Origin of the sequence: Chryseobacterium sp. W4I1, from assembly GCF_030816115.1 — a bacterium.
Lineage (GTDB): Bacteria > Bacteroidota > Bacteroidia > Flavobacteriales > Weeksellaceae > Chryseobacterium.
The window spans coordinates 2,460,246-2,478,094 of record NZ_JAUSXQ010000001.1; the positions used below are offsets into that span (position 1 = coordinate 2,460,246).

Annotated in this window: 9 protein-coding genes; all 9 read right to left on the bottom strand. The window is 43.3% G+C overall.

Features of this window, described 5'->3' with window-relative positions:
• Positions 1-22: 22 nt before the first annotated feature.
• A complete protein-coding gene (locus QF044_RS11440; protein ID WP_307267182.1) occupies positions 23-559 on the bottom strand; it encodes a hypothetical protein in 537 nt (178 codons plus the stop codon).
• Positions 556-1,809, bottom strand: coding sequence for a condensation domain-containing protein (locus QF044_RS11445; protein WP_307267184.1), 1,254 nt, complete (start codon positions 1,807-1,809; stop codon positions 556-558). The genes QF044_RS11440 and QF044_RS11445 overlap by 4 nt, the downstream gene beginning before the upstream one ends.
• Positions 1,806-3,077 carry a condensation domain-containing protein gene (locus tag QF044_RS11450; protein WP_307267186.1) on the bottom strand — a complete coding sequence of 424 codons (1,272 nt, stop codon included), beginning with the start codon at positions 3,075-3,077 and terminating at the stop codon, positions 1,806-1,808. Before QF044_RS11450 ends, QF044_RS11445 begins: the two co-directional genes overlap by 4 nt.
• Positions 3,078-3,080: 3 nt before the next feature.
• The gene (locus QF044_RS11455; RefSeq protein WP_307267189.1) at positions 3,081-5,486 is read right to left on the bottom strand and encodes a glycosyltransferase; all 2,406 of its coding nucleotides are present in this window, start codon (positions 5,484-5,486) and stop codon (positions 3,081-3,083) included.
• Positions 5,479-6,273 carry an alpha/beta fold hydrolase gene (locus QF044_RS11460; protein ID WP_307267191.1) on the bottom strand — a complete coding sequence of 265 codons (795 nt, stop codon included), beginning with the start codon at positions 6,271-6,273 and terminating at the stop codon, positions 5,479-5,481. Before QF044_RS11460 ends, QF044_RS11455 begins: the two co-directional genes overlap by 8 nt.
• Complete coding sequence (locus QF044_RS11465) at positions 6,264-6,563, bottom strand: acyl carrier protein (RefSeq protein WP_048506403.1); 300 nt, start codon at positions 6,561-6,563, stop codon at positions 6,264-6,266. Before QF044_RS11465 ends, QF044_RS11460 begins: the two co-directional genes overlap by 10 nt.
• Positions 6,551-10,783, bottom strand: a complete 4,233-nt coding sequence (locus QF044_RS11470; protein ID WP_307267197.1) for a beta-ketoacyl synthase N-terminal-like domain-containing protein — start codon at positions 10,781-10,783, stop codon at positions 6,551-6,553. Before QF044_RS11470 ends, QF044_RS11465 begins: the two co-directional genes overlap by 13 nt.
• Positions 10,784-10,802: 19 nt before the next feature.
• Positions 10,803-11,669 (bottom strand): SDR family NAD(P)-dependent oxidoreductase, encoded by an 867-nt coding sequence (locus QF044_RS11475; RefSeq protein ID WP_307267199.1) that lies wholly within the window; start codon positions 11,667-11,669, stop codon positions 10,803-10,805.
• A 61-nt stretch (positions 11,670-11,730) separates the two neighbouring features.
• Positions 11,731-17,844, bottom strand: coding sequence for a polyketide synthase (locus QF044_RS11480; protein ID WP_307267202.1), 6,114 nt, complete (start codon positions 17,842-17,844; stop codon positions 11,731-11,733).
• Positions 17,845-17,849 lie beyond the last annotated feature (5 nt).

Consider the following 17,849-nt stretch of genomic DNA (forward strand, 5'->3'; position numbering starts at 1 on the left):
TTTTTTGATATTAAAATTAAAGTTAGTAGTTAGCCATTTCAGGCTTATACATCCATTTTCTTAATCTCCAGACAGGCACATACACAAAAATGACAGACAGGATTCCTGCAAGTATTCCAACAAGCACCGCCATCGCCGTAGCGTCCAGCTTATAATATTCTGAAAATCCATACTGTGCAAAAAGCAATACAGACAGGACCAATAATCCAGTAGTGAGTCCGTGTATAATGCTAAGCTTAGCCATTAGTTTCTTCTTATTGAGCTGATCATCTACGGTAAACTCAATCGCGCCCTGCTCGGAAGCTATGATTACTCTGTTGATGATATCGATGGTAAGAACTACCGGTAAGAATATGGCCATGGGCAGGGTCAACCGGGCCAGATTTTGGGTTCCGGAAAAGAAGTGGGTGTATCCCAATTCCTGAAAGCTGGCATAAGCGATAATAAAATTGAAGAATACATTCGGAAGAACATAATAAATCGTACGCTTGATTAAAAAGCGTTTCAGCGTGGTTTTCTTGAGTTTTTTAGGGGGTGGCGGTTTCAATTTAAATTTCATAGCGACGAGGTCAGGAGTTCAATGGCTTTATCTTTAATTTTAACAGCTTCTTCTTTAGGCAGAAAATGCTCATTAGACATAAACGTAAAATCCATTTGCTGATTATACGTTGTGGCGACCAAAGTATTCGAATTCAGCCATGGAAAAGCAACAGTCGGACTGATGACGGTTTCCACTTTAAAATTTTTATAATCGCTTGGGATATTGATCCTTCCCATATTGGAAAGCGTTACATCATGCCCACCTTTACTGGATTTCATCATGGAAATCATACGTTCGGCAACGGGATGCATCTGCTCACCCATCCACAGAAGCTCTCTCGCCTCCATTTTTTCTATTTTTCCAACAAGATCTTTTTTGATCTGTCTGGCATTATCCAGTAGATCTGTACTTCCTTTTTTTAATGACAATTCAACGGTCGGCGCAAAAGCAAATACATGATCCTGCCTGATCTCCGGAATAAAATGACGGACATCTACAGGACTGATCACCTTACCTTTTGCCTGCTTTCCCTGAATCTCCTGAAAAGCCTGCATAAATGAGGAACAGAACAAAGCATGTACAGAAACACCATGAGCTTTGGACTTTTCAGTGATTTGCGCAGTTGTATCTGAATTCAACTTCCAATGGACCACGTAATTTTTTCCGAGGTTTCTTATCTTACTTTTTCGCTGCATAAGAAAAAAGAGTCGGGCCATCACCAGGTAAAAACGGGCTTTGCGCTTCTTTTTTTTCATATTGAAATCCAAAGGCAGAAAATCATCTACAGAACTGAATACCTCATAAGGCTGCAGCTCCACAGCAGGATCATCCAGCAAAGTAAGAAGCTCCGTCATCATGGTGACAAGGGAAGTTCCGTCGCAGATACAGTGAGGCAGTACCCAAAGAATTTCGGACACATCATTTCCTTTAATCCAGACCAATTGAGCCAGTGGTTTTTTATCATCTTTAAACAGCCGGAACCATTCACTTTCGGATTCCTGCAGCCAGTCTTCATCTGTTTTCCGCTCAACAATGCGAAGTGGAATAGGTTCCATTTCTTTTTCTTCTATAAAAAACGGATACTTTTCACTGCTGTTATCAATCCTCGTTCTTAGCAACGGATGTTTTTGCTGGATTTTTTCTAAAGCAGCCTTAAAATTTTCCTCAGGGATATTCCCTTTGATTTTTGCCGTAAATACACAATTGACAGGGGTTTCGGGATCCACATACATGATTCGTTCCACCATCATTAAATTTCGCCTGATCATAATATTGCTATAGGGTCTAATTGTAATTTTACCGTCTTAATCACCTCATCACGAATGGCTAAGGCTTCAGCATACGGTAAATATCCTTCGCTTCCTACAAATGAAAAATCCATTTCTCCCCTGAATGTTGACGTTACCATCGTTGTGGTATTTCCCAAAGGACCAATCACAGAAGGACTGAAAATGGTCTCCAGTGTAAAATCCTTGTATTGATGGGGAATCTGGATACGGCCTAAGTTGGAAAACATACAATCATTGGAAGATTTCCCATGTTTAAGGAGCTTGGTGAAATTTTTCACGGCATCATGAGCAGACTCCATCACCATCATGGTAATGTAAGGATTTAGTTTGGAGGTTTTTCGTTCTACAGATTCCTGCATCAGTCTTAAATTTTCCGAAAAACTTATTTTTTGATTCGCTGAAACCACGATCATCAGCCCGAAAGCAAAAATATGATCCTCTTTGATCTGCTTTGCAAAACGTCTGATATCTACCGGACACGACACCTTATTGAAAGCCGCTGCCCCTCTCACTTTTTTAAATGCCTGAAGGACTGCCGCGCTCAGGAACGTATTCACCGTAACCTCCTGTGATTTGCAGTAAGCAATCAGTTCCTGGCTCATTTCTTTGTTAAATTTCCAGTGGATTAGATAATCGTTTTGCCGGTCAATGGCTTTTTTGTTGACAGGAATACATTTGATGGCTGTTGCTGCCAATCTTCCGATCACTTTCGCTTTCAGTTTTTGTTTGCGGTTCGTTAAAATCTCAGCAGGAACCACATCATGAATTCCGAGTATGGGATTTTCCACCCCGATTTCTGCAGAAGGACGATCCAGCAGCTGTAAAAATTCATACAGAAAAGCCATTGCAGAACCGCCATCACACAAACAGTGATGAAAAGAAAAAAGCATATCTGAAACCTCTTCCCCTTTGATCCATACAAACCGGATCAATGGCAATTCTCCGTAATTGAACAAGGTTTTCCACTCTCTTGCGGATTCCTCTTTCCAGTCGTCCTCTCCTTTTCGGGCCACGATCCGTATCGGGATGGGCAGACGTCTTTCCGGAACTTCAAACCACGGGATATTGTTTTCATCATGACTGATGAGTGCTCTCAACCATGGATGTTTGCCCTGAATCTGATTCAGGGCATGTTGAATATTTTCCTCTTTAAAGGTTCCGCGCAACCGGAACGGAATCACCGCATTGAAGGGCTCTGTTCCGTCACCCAGCAGCATACGCTCACCAAATAACAATTTTCGTCGCATAGGCTATACCTTAACTAATGTTGAACGATGTTGCTGTACAAAATCTTCCAGAAGCTCTACCGCACGGTCATTGCCGCCGGCATTCAGTAAGTTCGTCTGAACCTCTTTCGCTGCGTTTCTGTAGGCAGGGTTTTCCAGCAATTCAAAAACAGTTTCACGAAGAGCCTCAACACGCAATCGTTTGTATCGGATGCTGATTCCACAGCCTGCTTTTTCAATTAATTTGGCAATGTGAAAATGATCGTAGGCAATAGGCGTAATCAACATCGGTAATCCATTGGTGAAGGTATCATTAACGGTATTAAAACCTCCGTGACAGATCACCGCATCCATATGAGGCATTAATGCAGATTGCGGTACAAAACCATTCACGATGAAATTAGAAGGCCATTCATCAAATATGTCCGGCGGAGTGGCTGCAATAACCGTTACAGGCTGGTCTGCAAATGCAGCAATCACCTTTTCAAAAAAGGCTTTCCGAATATCTACCAAAAGGGTTCCTAGTGATACAAATATTTTCGGTGTTGTAGAGGCTTCCAGTTTTTCCCAGTCGAAAGGAGCAGGATTCGGACGTCCTTTCACCGGACCTACAAATCTCATATGGGATGGTACTGTTTCAAAATCTGCAAAAGTCTGTGATGTGAAGACCAGATTCAGCTTATTGGAATGGATAAAAATACCCTCATCATTGATCCCCACTTCTTTTTGAAGATCCTTGATCAGGTTTTGCTGCCATTCGAATATTTTTGGGGCATTATTCGCCGTATCGCCCATTACATCAGGGGGTACAGGCGTAGTCGTTACACACGGAATATGGTGTTTGTGGGCAAAAAGAGCTCCTCCGAAAGTGATGCAATCATTCACCAGAACATCCGGTTTCCAGCTTTCCATCAGACGCTCCAATCCGGGCATCATCATTTTAGCAAACGGAACATAGGTTTCTTCCAGGGCAAGTTTCATCACTTCAGGGCCTGAACACGCCGGCCCGTCATCCTGCCGCTTTAAAATACGCAGAATATCTTCCTGAAACGGACTCAAATCTTCTTCAGGATAAAAATAACTTCCTCCTTCCGGAATATGTTTGCAATCCAATGGAGTAATTCCAAACCATTTCACTTCGTGTCCACGGGCGATCAGACTGGCTCCCACACTTAAGGTCGGGCTGATATGGCCAAAAAACGGTGGGATCACAAATAAAAATTTAGACCCCGGCTTTATGGTTTCATCAGCAGGGATTAATGCTTTTTCAAGCAAATTGGCTGCGGTGGCTGTACCTCCGGCTTCGGTGAAAGATTCACGAACCTTTTCAGCAGCTTCTTTATATTCTGAATGATTTAATATATTTTTCACGGCTTTGTTTAAGTGATGGGATTTAAATCTGTTAAAATTAAGACGTTCTCCTGCTCCGGTACGCACGACGCGTCCTGCTACATGAGACTGATCATACGCAATCGGGATCACAACCAACGGAAGACCATTGGAAAGGGCTTCAGAAACGGTATTGTGACCGCCGTGACAAACGACTCCATCCAGATAAGGCAGCAGATCCAATTGAGGAACCTGATTATACACCATAAAGTTCTCCGGCCAGCTGTCAAAAAGCTGTGGATCAGAGACTAATACAACGGTCAGATCTTCATCTTTAAAGGCATCCACCACTTTTTGGAAGAACGCTTTTTTATGATCATGATCGAAAGTCGTTCCGATACTGACTAAGATCTTTTTGTTGATTGTCCTATTGAATCTGTCCCAATCAAATTCACAGGAGATACGGCGTTCCATAAGAACAGGTCCCGTGAACTGATAATTCTCCGGAAGATCCATTTCACCAAAGAAATATTTTGAAGTTAAAACAAGCGTCAACAGATCGGAAGAAGCCAATGAACGGTTTTCCGTTACCCCAAGTTCTTTCTGCAGTTCAATGATTTTATTGACTTCCCATTCGTGTACTTTAGGCAGCTCGTCCATCATTTTAATGGCAGCCGGAGCGGTAACGGATGTGCTGTAAGGAAGATTCAGTTTTTTGGCAGCAATAGCGGCAGCAAATAACTGATGATCTCCAATCACCAGATCGGGTTGATACTGTTTCAACAGGGTAACAATTCCATTGTAGCAATGTCTGTTTAAGGGAATCAGTACGTCATCGTAAAGAAACTTAATACTGTCGATACCGTAGACTACTTTTTTAGAAATAATATCGAGATAGCTTTCACTTTCTCTTTTTTCCTCGTCGGTCTGATCATACTGAATGAGCAACAGTTCTCCCCCGACAGGAAGTTTTGTACTTAAATTTTTGTCAAGACTGATCCAGGCCACTTCATGTCCTCTTTGCAGTAATTCTGCACCGATGCTTAAGGTTGGATTGACATGGCCTGTCAATGGTGGAACAACAAATACAAATTTAGCCATGATTTTGTGTTAATGTGTTAGATAATGATTGAGATAAAAAATAAACCATCGATTCTGCAATCTGAACAGGTTCCTGTATCGGGACATTGTGATCACCGGGAATCAGTTCAAGTTCAGATGAAATGATTTGCGTTTTCAGCCATTCCCCTGTAGGTTTACAGTTCGATTCAGATCCGTAAAGCAAAAGTGTGGGTGTATCCAGTTCTGAGAAATTCGCTTCTCCCAGAAAATGTTTTTCCCTGATCATATCTGCTTTGATGCTGGTCTTTTCAAACAGGAATTCATACATCCGGTGGTTTTTCTCCATCTGCCTCTTGCCCATCTGCACTTTGGTGGTGTCCGTAAAATTGGCCACGTAATGCTCAAGGAATTCTTTACTGTATTCATCGATGATGTTACGGGCCTTTTCATCCTGAGGATCCGGGGCTTCTATAACGACCAGCTGACTGACACGTTCCGGTGCTTTCAATGCTGTTTTCAAAGCAATCAATCCTCCGAAACTGTATCCGGCCAGATGTACTTTCTTAAGATTTAAAACATCCATCAGAGCCAGTAAATCAGATGACATACTTTCCAGATCGTAGCCGTCTGTAAAACGCTCACTCATGCCGTGACTTTTCAGATCATACATCACCACGTGGAAATGCTTCGCCAGAATCGGGGCAATATTAAAATAATAAATGGAGAGGTTGCTGAACATCCCATGGATAAGCACCACCGTCTGTTCAGCCCCTTTGTTGAGTTCCTGAATATGAACCTGTTTATGGTTTATATTGATTATTGGCATTCGTAGATATAATTGATGATCATACGGAGGTCAAGGTTGATCAGTTCGTCTAAGTCCATAGAAGACAGCCATCCCGTGAAGTCAATCTGATCCCCGAAATGCGCTTTGATCTTCTCGGAAAAAGAAACGATTTCTATGCTGTCCATTTCCAGGTCTTTTGTGAATGAACTTTCCGGAGTGATGTCCATTTCCTCTACAAATTCAGCGCCTATCACTTCCGTAATAAAACCTTTTAAAAGTGTGAACAATTCTTCGTGATTCAATTTTAATGTGTTGTTTATAGTGTCCATCCGATAATATATTTTTTATGTTTAATAGTTTTTATTTCAGTTTGGTTGATCCATAAATGATCCCCCTCAATATGGGTGATTTCAAAGGCTTTTGGGTTTCCTTTCAGTCCGGTTCCCAGAAACTTTCCGTACGCTTCTTTGGCTACCCAGAATCTGGTGGTCCATTCCGCCTGATCTCTGTCTTTTAATAAGGTTAATTCGTGATCGGTAAATACCAGGTCGTAAAATCCAGAGCTGCGTTCTTCCATGATCTCCATATCGATTCCCACAGGGCTGCCCTGGCGTGCAATACCTACCGCATCCTTTTCTTTATGGGCTAAAGAAATATGGATATCTTCTGTGACATCGCCTATCAGATAAGGTTTTCCGACCTCATCCTTCCCGATTTCAAAAGTGATCGGAAAACAAGGGTGATTTTTATGTTCACGAAGAAGATTCCGAACAGCATCTTTCACCGCTACGCGGCTCACCATCCATTCTTTCCGCTTGTTGGGAAACAATTGCTGATGATACTGTTTTTCCGTCTGGTTGAAATATCTTTTGAGGATAAAATCCCACGAAGCCACTCTGGTATACGCCTGATGAAAGAAAAATACTTCAGGAGCTATTTCCTCCGAAAGACGATTATGCAAAGGCGACATGGAAACATTCCAAAGCGGTTCATCGATTTCCAGTCGGCGGTTTTGCCAGCCTGTAATCGCGCACCATACTTTTCCGTCTCTTTTAAGGATGATATCGGCGATGGCAAATTCTTCATTGAGTTCTGTGAGGATGCAGATACATTCAAAAATGCCGTCCTGATCCTCCATATCTCCGAAGAATTCGATATCTCTGATTTTCACGGGGAAAGCAATACGGTCTTTGGTCAGGGTAAGCTGCAGCCACAATCCGAATAACTGTCCTGCATTATCAAGCAAAGAACCTTTTCCTCCGTTTCCTTTAATTTTCCCTACAATTCCTTTCGTTCCTACTGCAGAAATCTCTGTAATTCCCTGGTAGAGTTCTCCATGGAACATATGTTTATCATAGATCTCTTCAGGTGTTCTTTCAATAGGCAGAAGGTCCCCGATTGCCAGGTTAAAGGCAGGAACAACAGGTGCAGATGAAGCCAGTAAGACTTCTGCATTGGCAAAGTTCTCTATATCAAGGTAAGCATGGTTATTCGAACGCCATTCTCCTTTGACTGTTTTTTCAAAAGGTTTGGCCACATTCATCCATTGAAACACACTTACATTCATGATTTTATGAACGCGGGTTCCCGATATTTCGGCCTGTGCTATTTCTGCCAACTGCTCAAAAATCATGGTCATCGGGATCACCGGCTCCATATCAGAGACATTGGTCCATCCTTTCGGCTGTCTCAGTAAACTGTGATCGATGAGGTAAGGATGCGTATCTAAAGTAACATACAGAAGTTTCGAGAAATTTTTGCTGGCAGGTACTTTAGAAACCACAGGTCTTGGGATTGTAATTTCCGGACGGTTTTGAAACAATGTCAATACCTCTTCCTGCATCCGGATCATATCTGTGATATTTACCTGGAAAGCCTGAACCAAAGGATGACCTGTCTTAGCGACCGTCGCTGAAACCGTATTTTGTTTTGGCATCTCAAAAGACTGAGCCAGATTTTGAATTTCTTTAAAATCACGGATAATCGGCGATCCCAGCTGTAACTTGATTCCCTTTCCTGATGATTTTTTAGATTGGCTTTGTACTTCTAAAAAGTCCAATGCTACGGTTTTACCTTCCACAAATAATGCGGCTACCACACGCTGCAGCTGAGCCAGTGCAGATCTTGTAGCAACACTGGAAGCAATCGTACTGAATGCTTTTCCTTTTAAGGTATCATCGATAAATCCAATTAATCCTCCGGTACCCATCTGGATAAAGAATCTCGCTTCTTCTTCATACAATTTATCCGTCAGTTCACGGAAACGGACCGGCTGAACCAAATGCTCGGCACTTAGTTTTCTGATCGCATCCTGATCGGCAGGATACGGTTCTAAAGTCGTTGCAGACCACAACGGGATTTTCGTCTGTTGAAACTGTGCTTTTTCCATTCCAGCCAAGATCACATCCAGTTTATCAGCAATAAAAGGTGAGTGAAAACCGGACTGAAACGGCAGAATCTGATGAAAAATCTGTTTTGATTTTAATAATGGAACCAGCTCATCCAGAGCAGCATTACTGCCACAAAGGATCACCTGATTGGGACAGTTGTCATTGGAAATATAAAGATTGGGAATGATATCGATAAAAGGCTTCACCGCATCAATCCCTGCTCCGATTGCAATGAATCTGGAATCTTTTAATTCAAAGGTTTCCGGATTCAGAACATCAATCAAAGCTTTCACAGAATTCACTTCTGCCAGCTCTGAGGAATATCCTGCCAGCCATTCTCCCAGGCTGTGTCCGGCATTCATATCCGGAACAATTCCCAGCTTTTTCAATGCATTGTCGAGAATACTACATTTGTTGAAAATCCCTAACGCATCGCTTAATAAACCTTCCCCTTCTGTTTCGATAGGTTCGGTTAATCCAAAATAACGGCTCACACTCTCCACCTCTCCTTTCGCAAGGCCATCCAGCCCCGGAAATACAAAGGCAATTTTACCTCCATCTTTCAGTAAAGGTGTGTTGGTGTACCAGATATCCTGTTTATTGCGCCATGGATTATCTTTAGCAACAATTTTAGTCGCTTTTTCTATTCTTTCAGGAGTCGGGTCGAATAAAGCAATCCTGTAATCCCCTTCTCCTACTGTGTTGTCGTTGTTTTTTAAAGCTGAAAGTAATTCTTCATGGGTAGGTCTTGCCAATACTAAAACGCGGTCTTTTTTCGGCATATCATAGCCTTCCAAAACAACGTGTGCATTGATCCCTCCAAATCCGAAGGCATTGACTGCCGCTACTTTCGGCAAGCCTGTTTTTGACCAGCTTTTCGGGTCCTGTACCGGAGCAAAACGGGTCTGCTCCATATCTGCAATTGGATTTTCACAATATAATGTAGGCGGTAACGTATCATGATGAAGCGCCAGACAGGTCTTGATTAAACCTGCGATTCCGGCAGCCGGCATGGCATGTCCGATATTGGATTTAACAGATCCGATTCCTGCAGCCTGCGTTGTTTCTTCTTTTGTAAAAAACTGAGCCAGGGTCTGAAGTTCTGTTTTGTCTCCAAGCGGTGTTCCCGTCCCATGGGCTTCAAGATAACCGATTTGTTTTTCATCCAGATCTGCATTGATCCAGGCCTGTTGTAAAGCTTTAAGCTGACCTTTAACGGACGGGCTCATCACGCTGGTTCCATTCCCATCGCTGCTTACTCCAACACCTTTGATCACAGCGTAGATTTTATCCTGATCGCGGACTGCATCTTCCAATCGTTTTAACACAACGAAACCACAGCCCTCACCAATTAATAATCCGTCTGCGTCCATACTGAACGGCTTGATCTGCTGTTGATGAGACAGAGCTCCCAACTGGGCAAAAATACTCCAGAAAGCAGCATTCTGTCCGGTATGCACACCGCCCGCGATGACCATATCACAACGGCCACGGTTGAGTTCCTGAACAGCGTGATCTACTGCAATTAAAGCACTGGCACAGGCCGCATCTACTGTGAATGCAGCGCCTCCCAGATTGAACCTGTTCGCCACTAAAGAGGCAACCAGATTGGGAATTAATCCCATGGCGGTATCTGCCGCGAAACGGCCTTTCCGCTCCTGGAAAGCATGCTTCACCTTTTCAATATCTGCTGAAGATACCTGAGGCAGCAATTCCTGCAACAGCGAAGAAATCTGCTCTCCGGTACGCACGATTTCAATGGCACGCGTCGCTCCGGGACCGGTATAGTTTCCTTTACCGATAATGATACCCGTTTTCTCAAGAGATATTCCTTTTTGAAATACGCCGGCATCTTCGAGGGCTTTCTGCACCAAATCAAGGGTTAATAAATGATCCGGCTCGGTGCCTTCTACTGCTAACGGAAGAATTCCAAAAGCTGTCGGATCAAATTCATAATCTGAAATAAATCCACCGCGCTGACAGTAAAATCTGTCGACAGGACTGGTAGCATCACTAAAGTGTACAGGATCAATCCGATCAGCCGGAGCCGATTGGGTAGAATCTACCTTGTTGACAATATTCTGCCAAAAAGTATGGGCATCCTGTGCCCCGGGAAAGACACAGGATAAGCCAATAACAGCAACATCTGTTTTTTTCATAGTTATCGTATACAGAGGTTTACCAGTTGTTTCCAGACATGATCAATACCTGACTTTCAGTTCCGTATTTGATCTCATTAAGGAAAATTTCTTTCCCCTGGTTCAATGGAATTAAAGAAATACCGCGACGTTCATATTCTGTTTCCAGAGTCGATGAAACCATTCCGGCTCCTTTCCATGGGCCCCAGTTGATGGAGATTACTTTTCCTTTTAATTTTTTGTTTAAAGCTTTCGCATAATCATCCAGTACGGAGTTGGCCGCAGCGTAATCTGTCTGACCTTTATTTCCATATACCGAAGCAATGCTTGAGAAGAGCACTACGAACTGACAGTCGGCACGAAGCTGTTCTGCCAATACACGAAGCGGTTTTACTTTGGTATCGAATACGCGCTCAAATGAACTGGAGGTTTTCTGTCTGAACAGTTTGTCTTCCAAAAGACCTGCTCCGTGAATAACTCCGTCTAAACGGGCGTATTTATCATAAATATTTTTGATCAAATCTGATAATCCCTCTTCGTCACAAAGATCTAAGGATTGATAGACCACTGTACTTCCCAGCTGTTCCATATCACGGATGGTACGCAGTATCTGATTGTTTTTGAAAATTCTTACAGTCTCTTTTTCTATTTCGGAAGGAGAAGTGAATGTTCCGGTTTTAATAAGATAGCTTCTTATTTCTTCCTTGGTTTTCATGGCTTCCACTTCTTTAAGGTCTGCTATGACATCTCTAGGATCTGCCGATCTTCCTACCAGAATATAGGTGCAAGGATACGCTCCGGACATATGCTTCACCAACTCAGAAGTGATTCCCTGTCCGCCTCCAAGCACTAAGACAACAGATTCCTGATCCAGCTGGATATGCGCTTCTTCAAGGCTTGTTGACAATGGGGAAGGGATGATATCTATTTTATGTCTTTGGTCGTGTTTGTAAACGACTTCGGAAGGTTTATCTGTGGTTTAATATTTCTTTTAAAGCGATCTCTGTAATCTGATCAACTTCCTGTGGTGTGCTCAGACTAATCAGCCTGCAAGAGGTTTGTTCAAATTCTCTCGCTAAACTTTTGAAAAGTCCAGGATAGCCTTTGTAATGACGTAAAAGACGGGTATCAGTCAGTTCCTGAATATGAGCCGGAATGTCTGAAATCAGATACACCCATTTGGCTTTATCAAGATCCAGTTTCTTGATCTGATCTACGTGATCAATGATGCTGTGTTTTACGGTTGAGGAGAAGAGATCCAGAATTATCAGTCCGTCAAAATCTTTAAGATCTCTTTCCGTATCCACCAATTCTGCGATAGCTCCATATTTTTCAAGGGTATTTTTGATTGCCATCGTCTGCGGACTGTTGTCCTGAGTGATGGCAAAACGTTTCCCCTTTATGATTTCTGTATTCTGCTCTGTAGAAACATCGGTTGGCGTCAGGTCAAAACGGAGACGTGACAATAAATTCTGAACAGGTTCAGCATCAGTATCGGTGTTTCCACTCATTTCGCTGATCCATAAGGCCAGTCCTTTTAATGTTTTAATAGCAGCCAGTTTTTCCATCAGATCATCCGCCTGGTCCATATCCTGACCGAAACCTATTTTGGTTTTAAGGTCTCCGATAATTTCCATTCTTTTAATAGAGTCAATGCTCAGGTCTGCTTCAAGGTCAAGATCCAATCCCAACATTTCTTTCGGATACCCTGTTTTTTCACTGACGATATCCAGAATTATATTTTGAAGTTCTTCAAGAGAGAATGCAGATTTGCTTTCTACTTCTGCTGCCGGTGTTACTGTAGTTCCGTTTTTTTCAGGAGCTGCTGTTGGAGTTCCTGTCAATTCTGTCAACCAGGAAACCAGACCACTTAGAGTTTTTATCGATGCTAATTTTTCCATGATCGTATCTTCATCAGCATTACCTGATGTAAGCGCCCCCAGTTCACTGCGAAGTGTTCCGATGATTTCTACCCTTTTGATAGAGTCAATACTCAAATCAGCTTCAAGGTCCATTTCCATGCCGAGCATTTCATGAGGGTATCCTGTTTTATCGCTGACCACCTGTAGCAACAGGGTTTTAATATCTTTTACCGGAGCCTGTTTTACCGAAACGGCAGCAGGCTTTTCTATATGGACCGGCTGTGCAGGAATCGTCACCAAACGATCGTTCACAGGTGCTTGTACCGGCGCAGCATAAACAGGTGCAGGGCTGACTTGTGGATTCTGTCCCAGGAAGGAAAGCATCACATCACGCTGTGCCTGAATCAGCTGTTTCATGGTATTTAAATATTCCTGAAGCATACGTTCAGCGGCAGGCTGAGATTCGGCTACAGGGGCTCGTTGGTTATTCGTAAAATTGTTCATGGGAATAGGATTTAATATCGGTAATGCACCGTTAGCCGGCAGATTACCTGTGGTTGGATGCGCCATTTGTCCGTTCACACGCCAGATGGCTGGATTTTTCTTATACAGTTCAGGCTGGTCAATTTGAATCAATCTGGCATTACGGCCATCGAAAAGTTTTTCAATGCTGAAGCTTCGGCCAGTTCCCAGATATTGTGCTAGCATGGAAAGAAGATGGCTCAGTTTATTTCGGTTGCTGTCTTCTACATACAGGACCAGCTGATCTTTTTCTAAGCAGGATTTAGTCAGTCCGGAAAGGACTTTTCCAGGTCCTACTTCGATGAATATTCTGGCTCCGTCTTCATACATCGCCTGAAGTTCTTCTACAAATCTCACGGGCTGTACCAAATGATCCGTCAGTCTTTCCTTGATTTCTGAAGGCGTTGCAGGATAGGTTTCAGCTGTTGTATTCGACCAAACCGGGATCTGCATTTCCTGGAACGGAACCTCTTTCAAGACTTCATTATATAAGCCTTTGGACTTAGCCAATAACGGGCTGTGGAATGCACACGCAACTTCTAATTTCTTTGCAGAGATACGTTCCTGTTTAAGGATCTCCATTAATTTATTGATAGCCGGCATACTTCCTGCCACTACACATTGGGTCGGGGCATTATAATTAACCGGATAACAACCTTCTGTTTTGTCTAGTACCGGGTGCAACTGTTCTCTTGTTGCGCTTACCGCAATCATAGTTCCCGGATCACCGCCTTCTACTGAATCTAAAATGGCGTGAGCTCTTTGAATACTCAAATCAACCAGTTTTTCTTCTTCAAAAACACCGGCAAAACATAAAGCCGGTAATTCACCATAGCTGTGGCCTGCCACCATATCCGGAACGATGTCCAGTGATTTCAGGAATTTAGCCAAAGCCAGGTCAACAATTCCTAAGATAGGTTGGGCCAGGCGGGTATCTTTAATGGTTTCTTTCTGTTGTTTTAAAGCAGCTTCATCAAACGTTGTTGAAGGGAAAACTACTTTCTCCAGTTCAGGATATCCTTCGATCAGGTTACGCATGGCCGGAAAAGCTACGAACAGATCGCGGGCCATATTGATTCTCTGACTGCCCTGTCCCGGGAACAGGAAGGCTACTTTACCATCACGTTTATTCACCGTGAAAGTATCTTTACTTTCAATGCCGGATAATGCCAGTTCGATGTTCATCATCAAATGTTCGGCAGTGTCAGCAACGATGGTTAACTGAATTGGTTTTTCTGAACCTACTGCTAAGCTGTAAGCCATATCTTTTAAAGGAATATCACCATTAACCTCTAATAAAGATTTGATCTGTGACAATGGAATTTTCGCATCCTCATACGTATCCCCACGGAATACAAACAATTCTGACGGCCACGATTGCAATACAGCAGAATCATCTTCCTTCGGATGGTTGGCAATAACCGTATGGAAATTGGTTCCCCCGAATCCGAAAGCACTGATTCCGGCATAACGGTTTTTCTCGCCCCACAATCCACTTTCTGCATAAAAAGCAAAAGGACTGGTTTGGGCATTATAATAAGCATTAGGCTGCTGTAAGTGAAGTGTCGGTGGTTTTACGCCATGATATACTGCCAGTGAAGCTTTGATCAGTCCGGCTAACCCTGCGGCACATTTGGTATGCCCGATCTGCGTTTTTACGGAACCTAAGTGAGTCTGTCCTGGTATCGCTCCTGAGCGGCTGAATAAATTCGTCAGTGCACTCAGTTCGGTTTTATCTCCCACTACAGTTCCGGTTCCGTGAGCTTCCACTAAACCAACTGATGCAGGACTGATACCCGCCTGAGCGTATGCACGCTCCAATGCGCGTACCTGTCCTATTTTTCTAGGTGCTGTAAGACCCAGTGCCTTTCCGTCACTTGATCCTCCCACTCCTTTAATGACAGAATAAATACGGTCACCATCACGAACTGCATCTTCATATCTTTTTAAGACAAGGATTGCCACACCTTCTCCAAGGGCAATACCATCGGCTTCTCCGTCAAATGTTGCACATCTTCCTTTTCTCGAAAGGGCGTGCGTGCTGGAAAACATCAGGTAATCATTGATTCCGTTATGTAAATCCGCTCCTCCGGCAAGAACCATATCGGATTTTCCTAATATCAGTTCCTGACAGGCCAGATCGATAGCTGCTAAAGAAGAAGCACACGCCGCATCTACGGTGAAATTTCTTCCGCCAAGATCCAGACGGTTTGTAATCCTACCTGCGATCACATTCGCCAAAATACCCGGGAATGAATCTTCCGTCGTATGTGGAAATGCCTGTTTTACTTCTTCATGAAGTTCTCCGAAAACCTGTTTATAGTATCCTCTGAAACTATAGCTGTTGGCCAGATCATTACCGCCTTCAGCTCCTATAATAACAGAAATATTTTCTCTGTTGATGTGTTTTTCTCCATAGCCTGCATCTTCCATCGCACGCTTGGCAACCAATAAAGTCAACAGTTGTGTTGGTTCAATGGCAGCAAGAGATTGAGGAGGAATTCCGAAGGCCAATGGATCGAAATCAATTTTTGGAATAAACCCGCCCCACTTGGAGTGAGATACATCCGGCCCGTCTGAATCCGGATGGTAGTAGAGTTCTTTGTTCCAGCGCTCATCAGGAACTTCTGTGACACTGTCTCGTCCCAAAATGATATTTCGCCAGTATTCTTCAAGGTTTTTAGCGCCCGGGAAAATACATTCCATCCCGACAATCGCTACATCCAGAGGTTTTTCTGTGGATACCGGCAGTTCCGGTAAAGCCGCCTCTTCAATATATTTATAGTTATCAATACTTACGTTCTGATGAAGGGATGCAAGGGAAATCACGCGGTTTTGCATCGTAGCCACCTGACCGATCATGTACATTCCAAGATCCAGCTGCTCGTTTTTAGGAACATTAACCAACTTGTCTCCCTGACGATCGATTCCTTTTGCGGCAATCCTAAGTCGGCCCACATTGAGTTTTTCAAGCTGCTCCCAAACTTCTTTTTTATCCATTCCGGCGGCCAGAAGTTTGATCTTCTCAGTACTGAAATGTTTAGCAAAAGCTGTATTTAAACAACGTGTCTCGTGTCCCGGTGCCGTTTCCAGTAAGACCGTGTCTTTTGCCTGCATCGCCTGTACCTGGAATTCTTCCTGAATAGCTCCGGTACGTACAGCTTCTTCCGTATATAAATAAGCAGTTCCGATCAATACGCCAACTTTTACGCCTCTGGCTGCTAAAGGAGCCGCCATGATAGAAACAAATGCTGTTGAAAATGCATTGTGAATTCCCCCTGCAAAAAATACGCTGATATTTTCAGGATGTTCTTCTTTTAAAATACGTTCAATTTGTTTTTCCCAAAGCACCATGCTTGAAAGCGGGCCCACGTGACCGCCGCACTCACGGCCTTCAAAGATGAAATTGGTAGCGCCTTCTTTTAGGAAAATATCTAGTAATGCAGGAGAAGGAACGTGAAGGAAGGTTGTAATTCCCGCTTTTTCAAATACCTTAGCCTGTGCAGGTCTTCCTCCGGCAATAAGGACTACGGAAGGCTTTGCTTCCAATATATAGGAGGTCTGTTCTTCTCTCAATTCCTGAGGGGCAAATCCAAGAATACCTACGCCCCATGTTTTTTCACCTGCCAGTTTTTTCGTTTCCATCACCAAAGCTTTGGCCTGTTCACCTTTTAATAATGACAAAGCAACAAAAGGCAAAGCTCCTGCATCCGCTACTGCATTAGCAAACAACGGAACATCACTGACACGGGTCATTGGTCCCTGTGCGATAGGATAACGTAATCCCAGTTTCTGGGCCATTATATTATTTTCACTGATCACCTCAAGTGCTTTAGCCTGCTTCAGGTGACCATACATAGCTTCCTTGAACCCGAAAACCATTTTTTTTAGGCTTTTGAAATCTTCATACAGATCTACCGCCAATGAAATATCCTGACCCATAGGAATATAGCTCTTGCTTGGGTCAAGATCAGTAAAATATTGTCTCAGCTCTTCGGCCGTGACATTTTCAGGTAATGCAGGTGAGTTCGGTCTCACCAGCACCCGATGGTTGGCTATAATTTTAGTTTCTGCACCATTGAGTTTTGAGGACAGGTCTTTGATTTCCTGAGGAACGGAACTCTCCGGGAACAGCGCCAATTGACTGTCGAGTACAATTCCGGCAGCTCCTAATGATTTTACTGCGGCAGCTGTGTGCAGTCCTATTCCTCCCTGTACCCAAACAGGGATGGTCTGAATTTCTTTAGTGACACGCTGAAACAGTACAAAAGTTGACTCATAGCCTACCAGGCCTCCTGCCTCATTTCCTTTTATAATAATCCCTTCTGCACCCGACTGTTCGGCCAGCCTGGCTTCATCTAAACTGGTTACCTGATAGATAACAGGCAGATCCGGTACAATATTCATTGAAACTCCGGACGGAAGGATCGCAAATCGTACTTTTTTCGGGATCTGCAGGGATATAAATTTGTCGTTCGGTAGATAGATACCATAAGAAGGTACATCGGTCTGATCAAGTTGATTCAGTGCTTCCTGAGCGGCCGCCGCATTATGGCCTAAGCTTAAGATGGGAAATGCACCCGCCTGGTGCAATTTAGGCATAAGACTGACATCCGGCTTTTCAAAAGGCGTTAATCCAAGAATGGTTAAGTTTTTCATTGCATTTATGGTATTGAGGTGATAATTGGGAAACTTCATAATTA

Coding starts and splice junctions, on each gene's coding strand:
- QF044_RS11480 (WP_307267202.1), bottom strand. CDS start 17,844: ATGAAGTTTCCCAATTATCACCTCAATACCATAAATGCAATGAAAAAC.
- QF044_RS11450 (WP_307267186.1), bottom strand. CDS start 3,077: ATGCGACGAAAATTGTTATTTGGTGAGCGTATGCTGCTGGGTGACGGA.
- QF044_RS11465 (WP_048506403.1), bottom strand. CDS start 6,563: ATGGACACTATAAACAACACATTAAAATTGAATCACGAAGAATTGTTC.
- QF044_RS11455 (WP_307267189.1), bottom strand. CDS start 5,486: ATGGCTAAATTTGTATTTGTTGTTCCACCATTGACAGGCCATGTCAAT.
- QF044_RS11445 (WP_307267184.1), bottom strand. CDS start 1,809: ATGATCAGGCGAAATTTAATGATGGTGGAACGAATCATGTATGTGGAT.
- QF044_RS11460 (WP_307267191.1), bottom strand. CDS start 6,273: ATGCCAATAATCAATATAAACCATAAACAGGTTCATATTCAGGAACTC.
- QF044_RS11470 (WP_307267197.1), bottom strand. CDS start 10,783: ATGAAAAAAACAGATGTTGCTGTTATTGGCTTATCCTGTGTCTTTCCC.
- QF044_RS11440 (WP_307267182.1), bottom strand. CDS start 559: ATGAAATTTAAATTGAAACCGCCACCCCCTAAAAAACTCAAGAAAACC.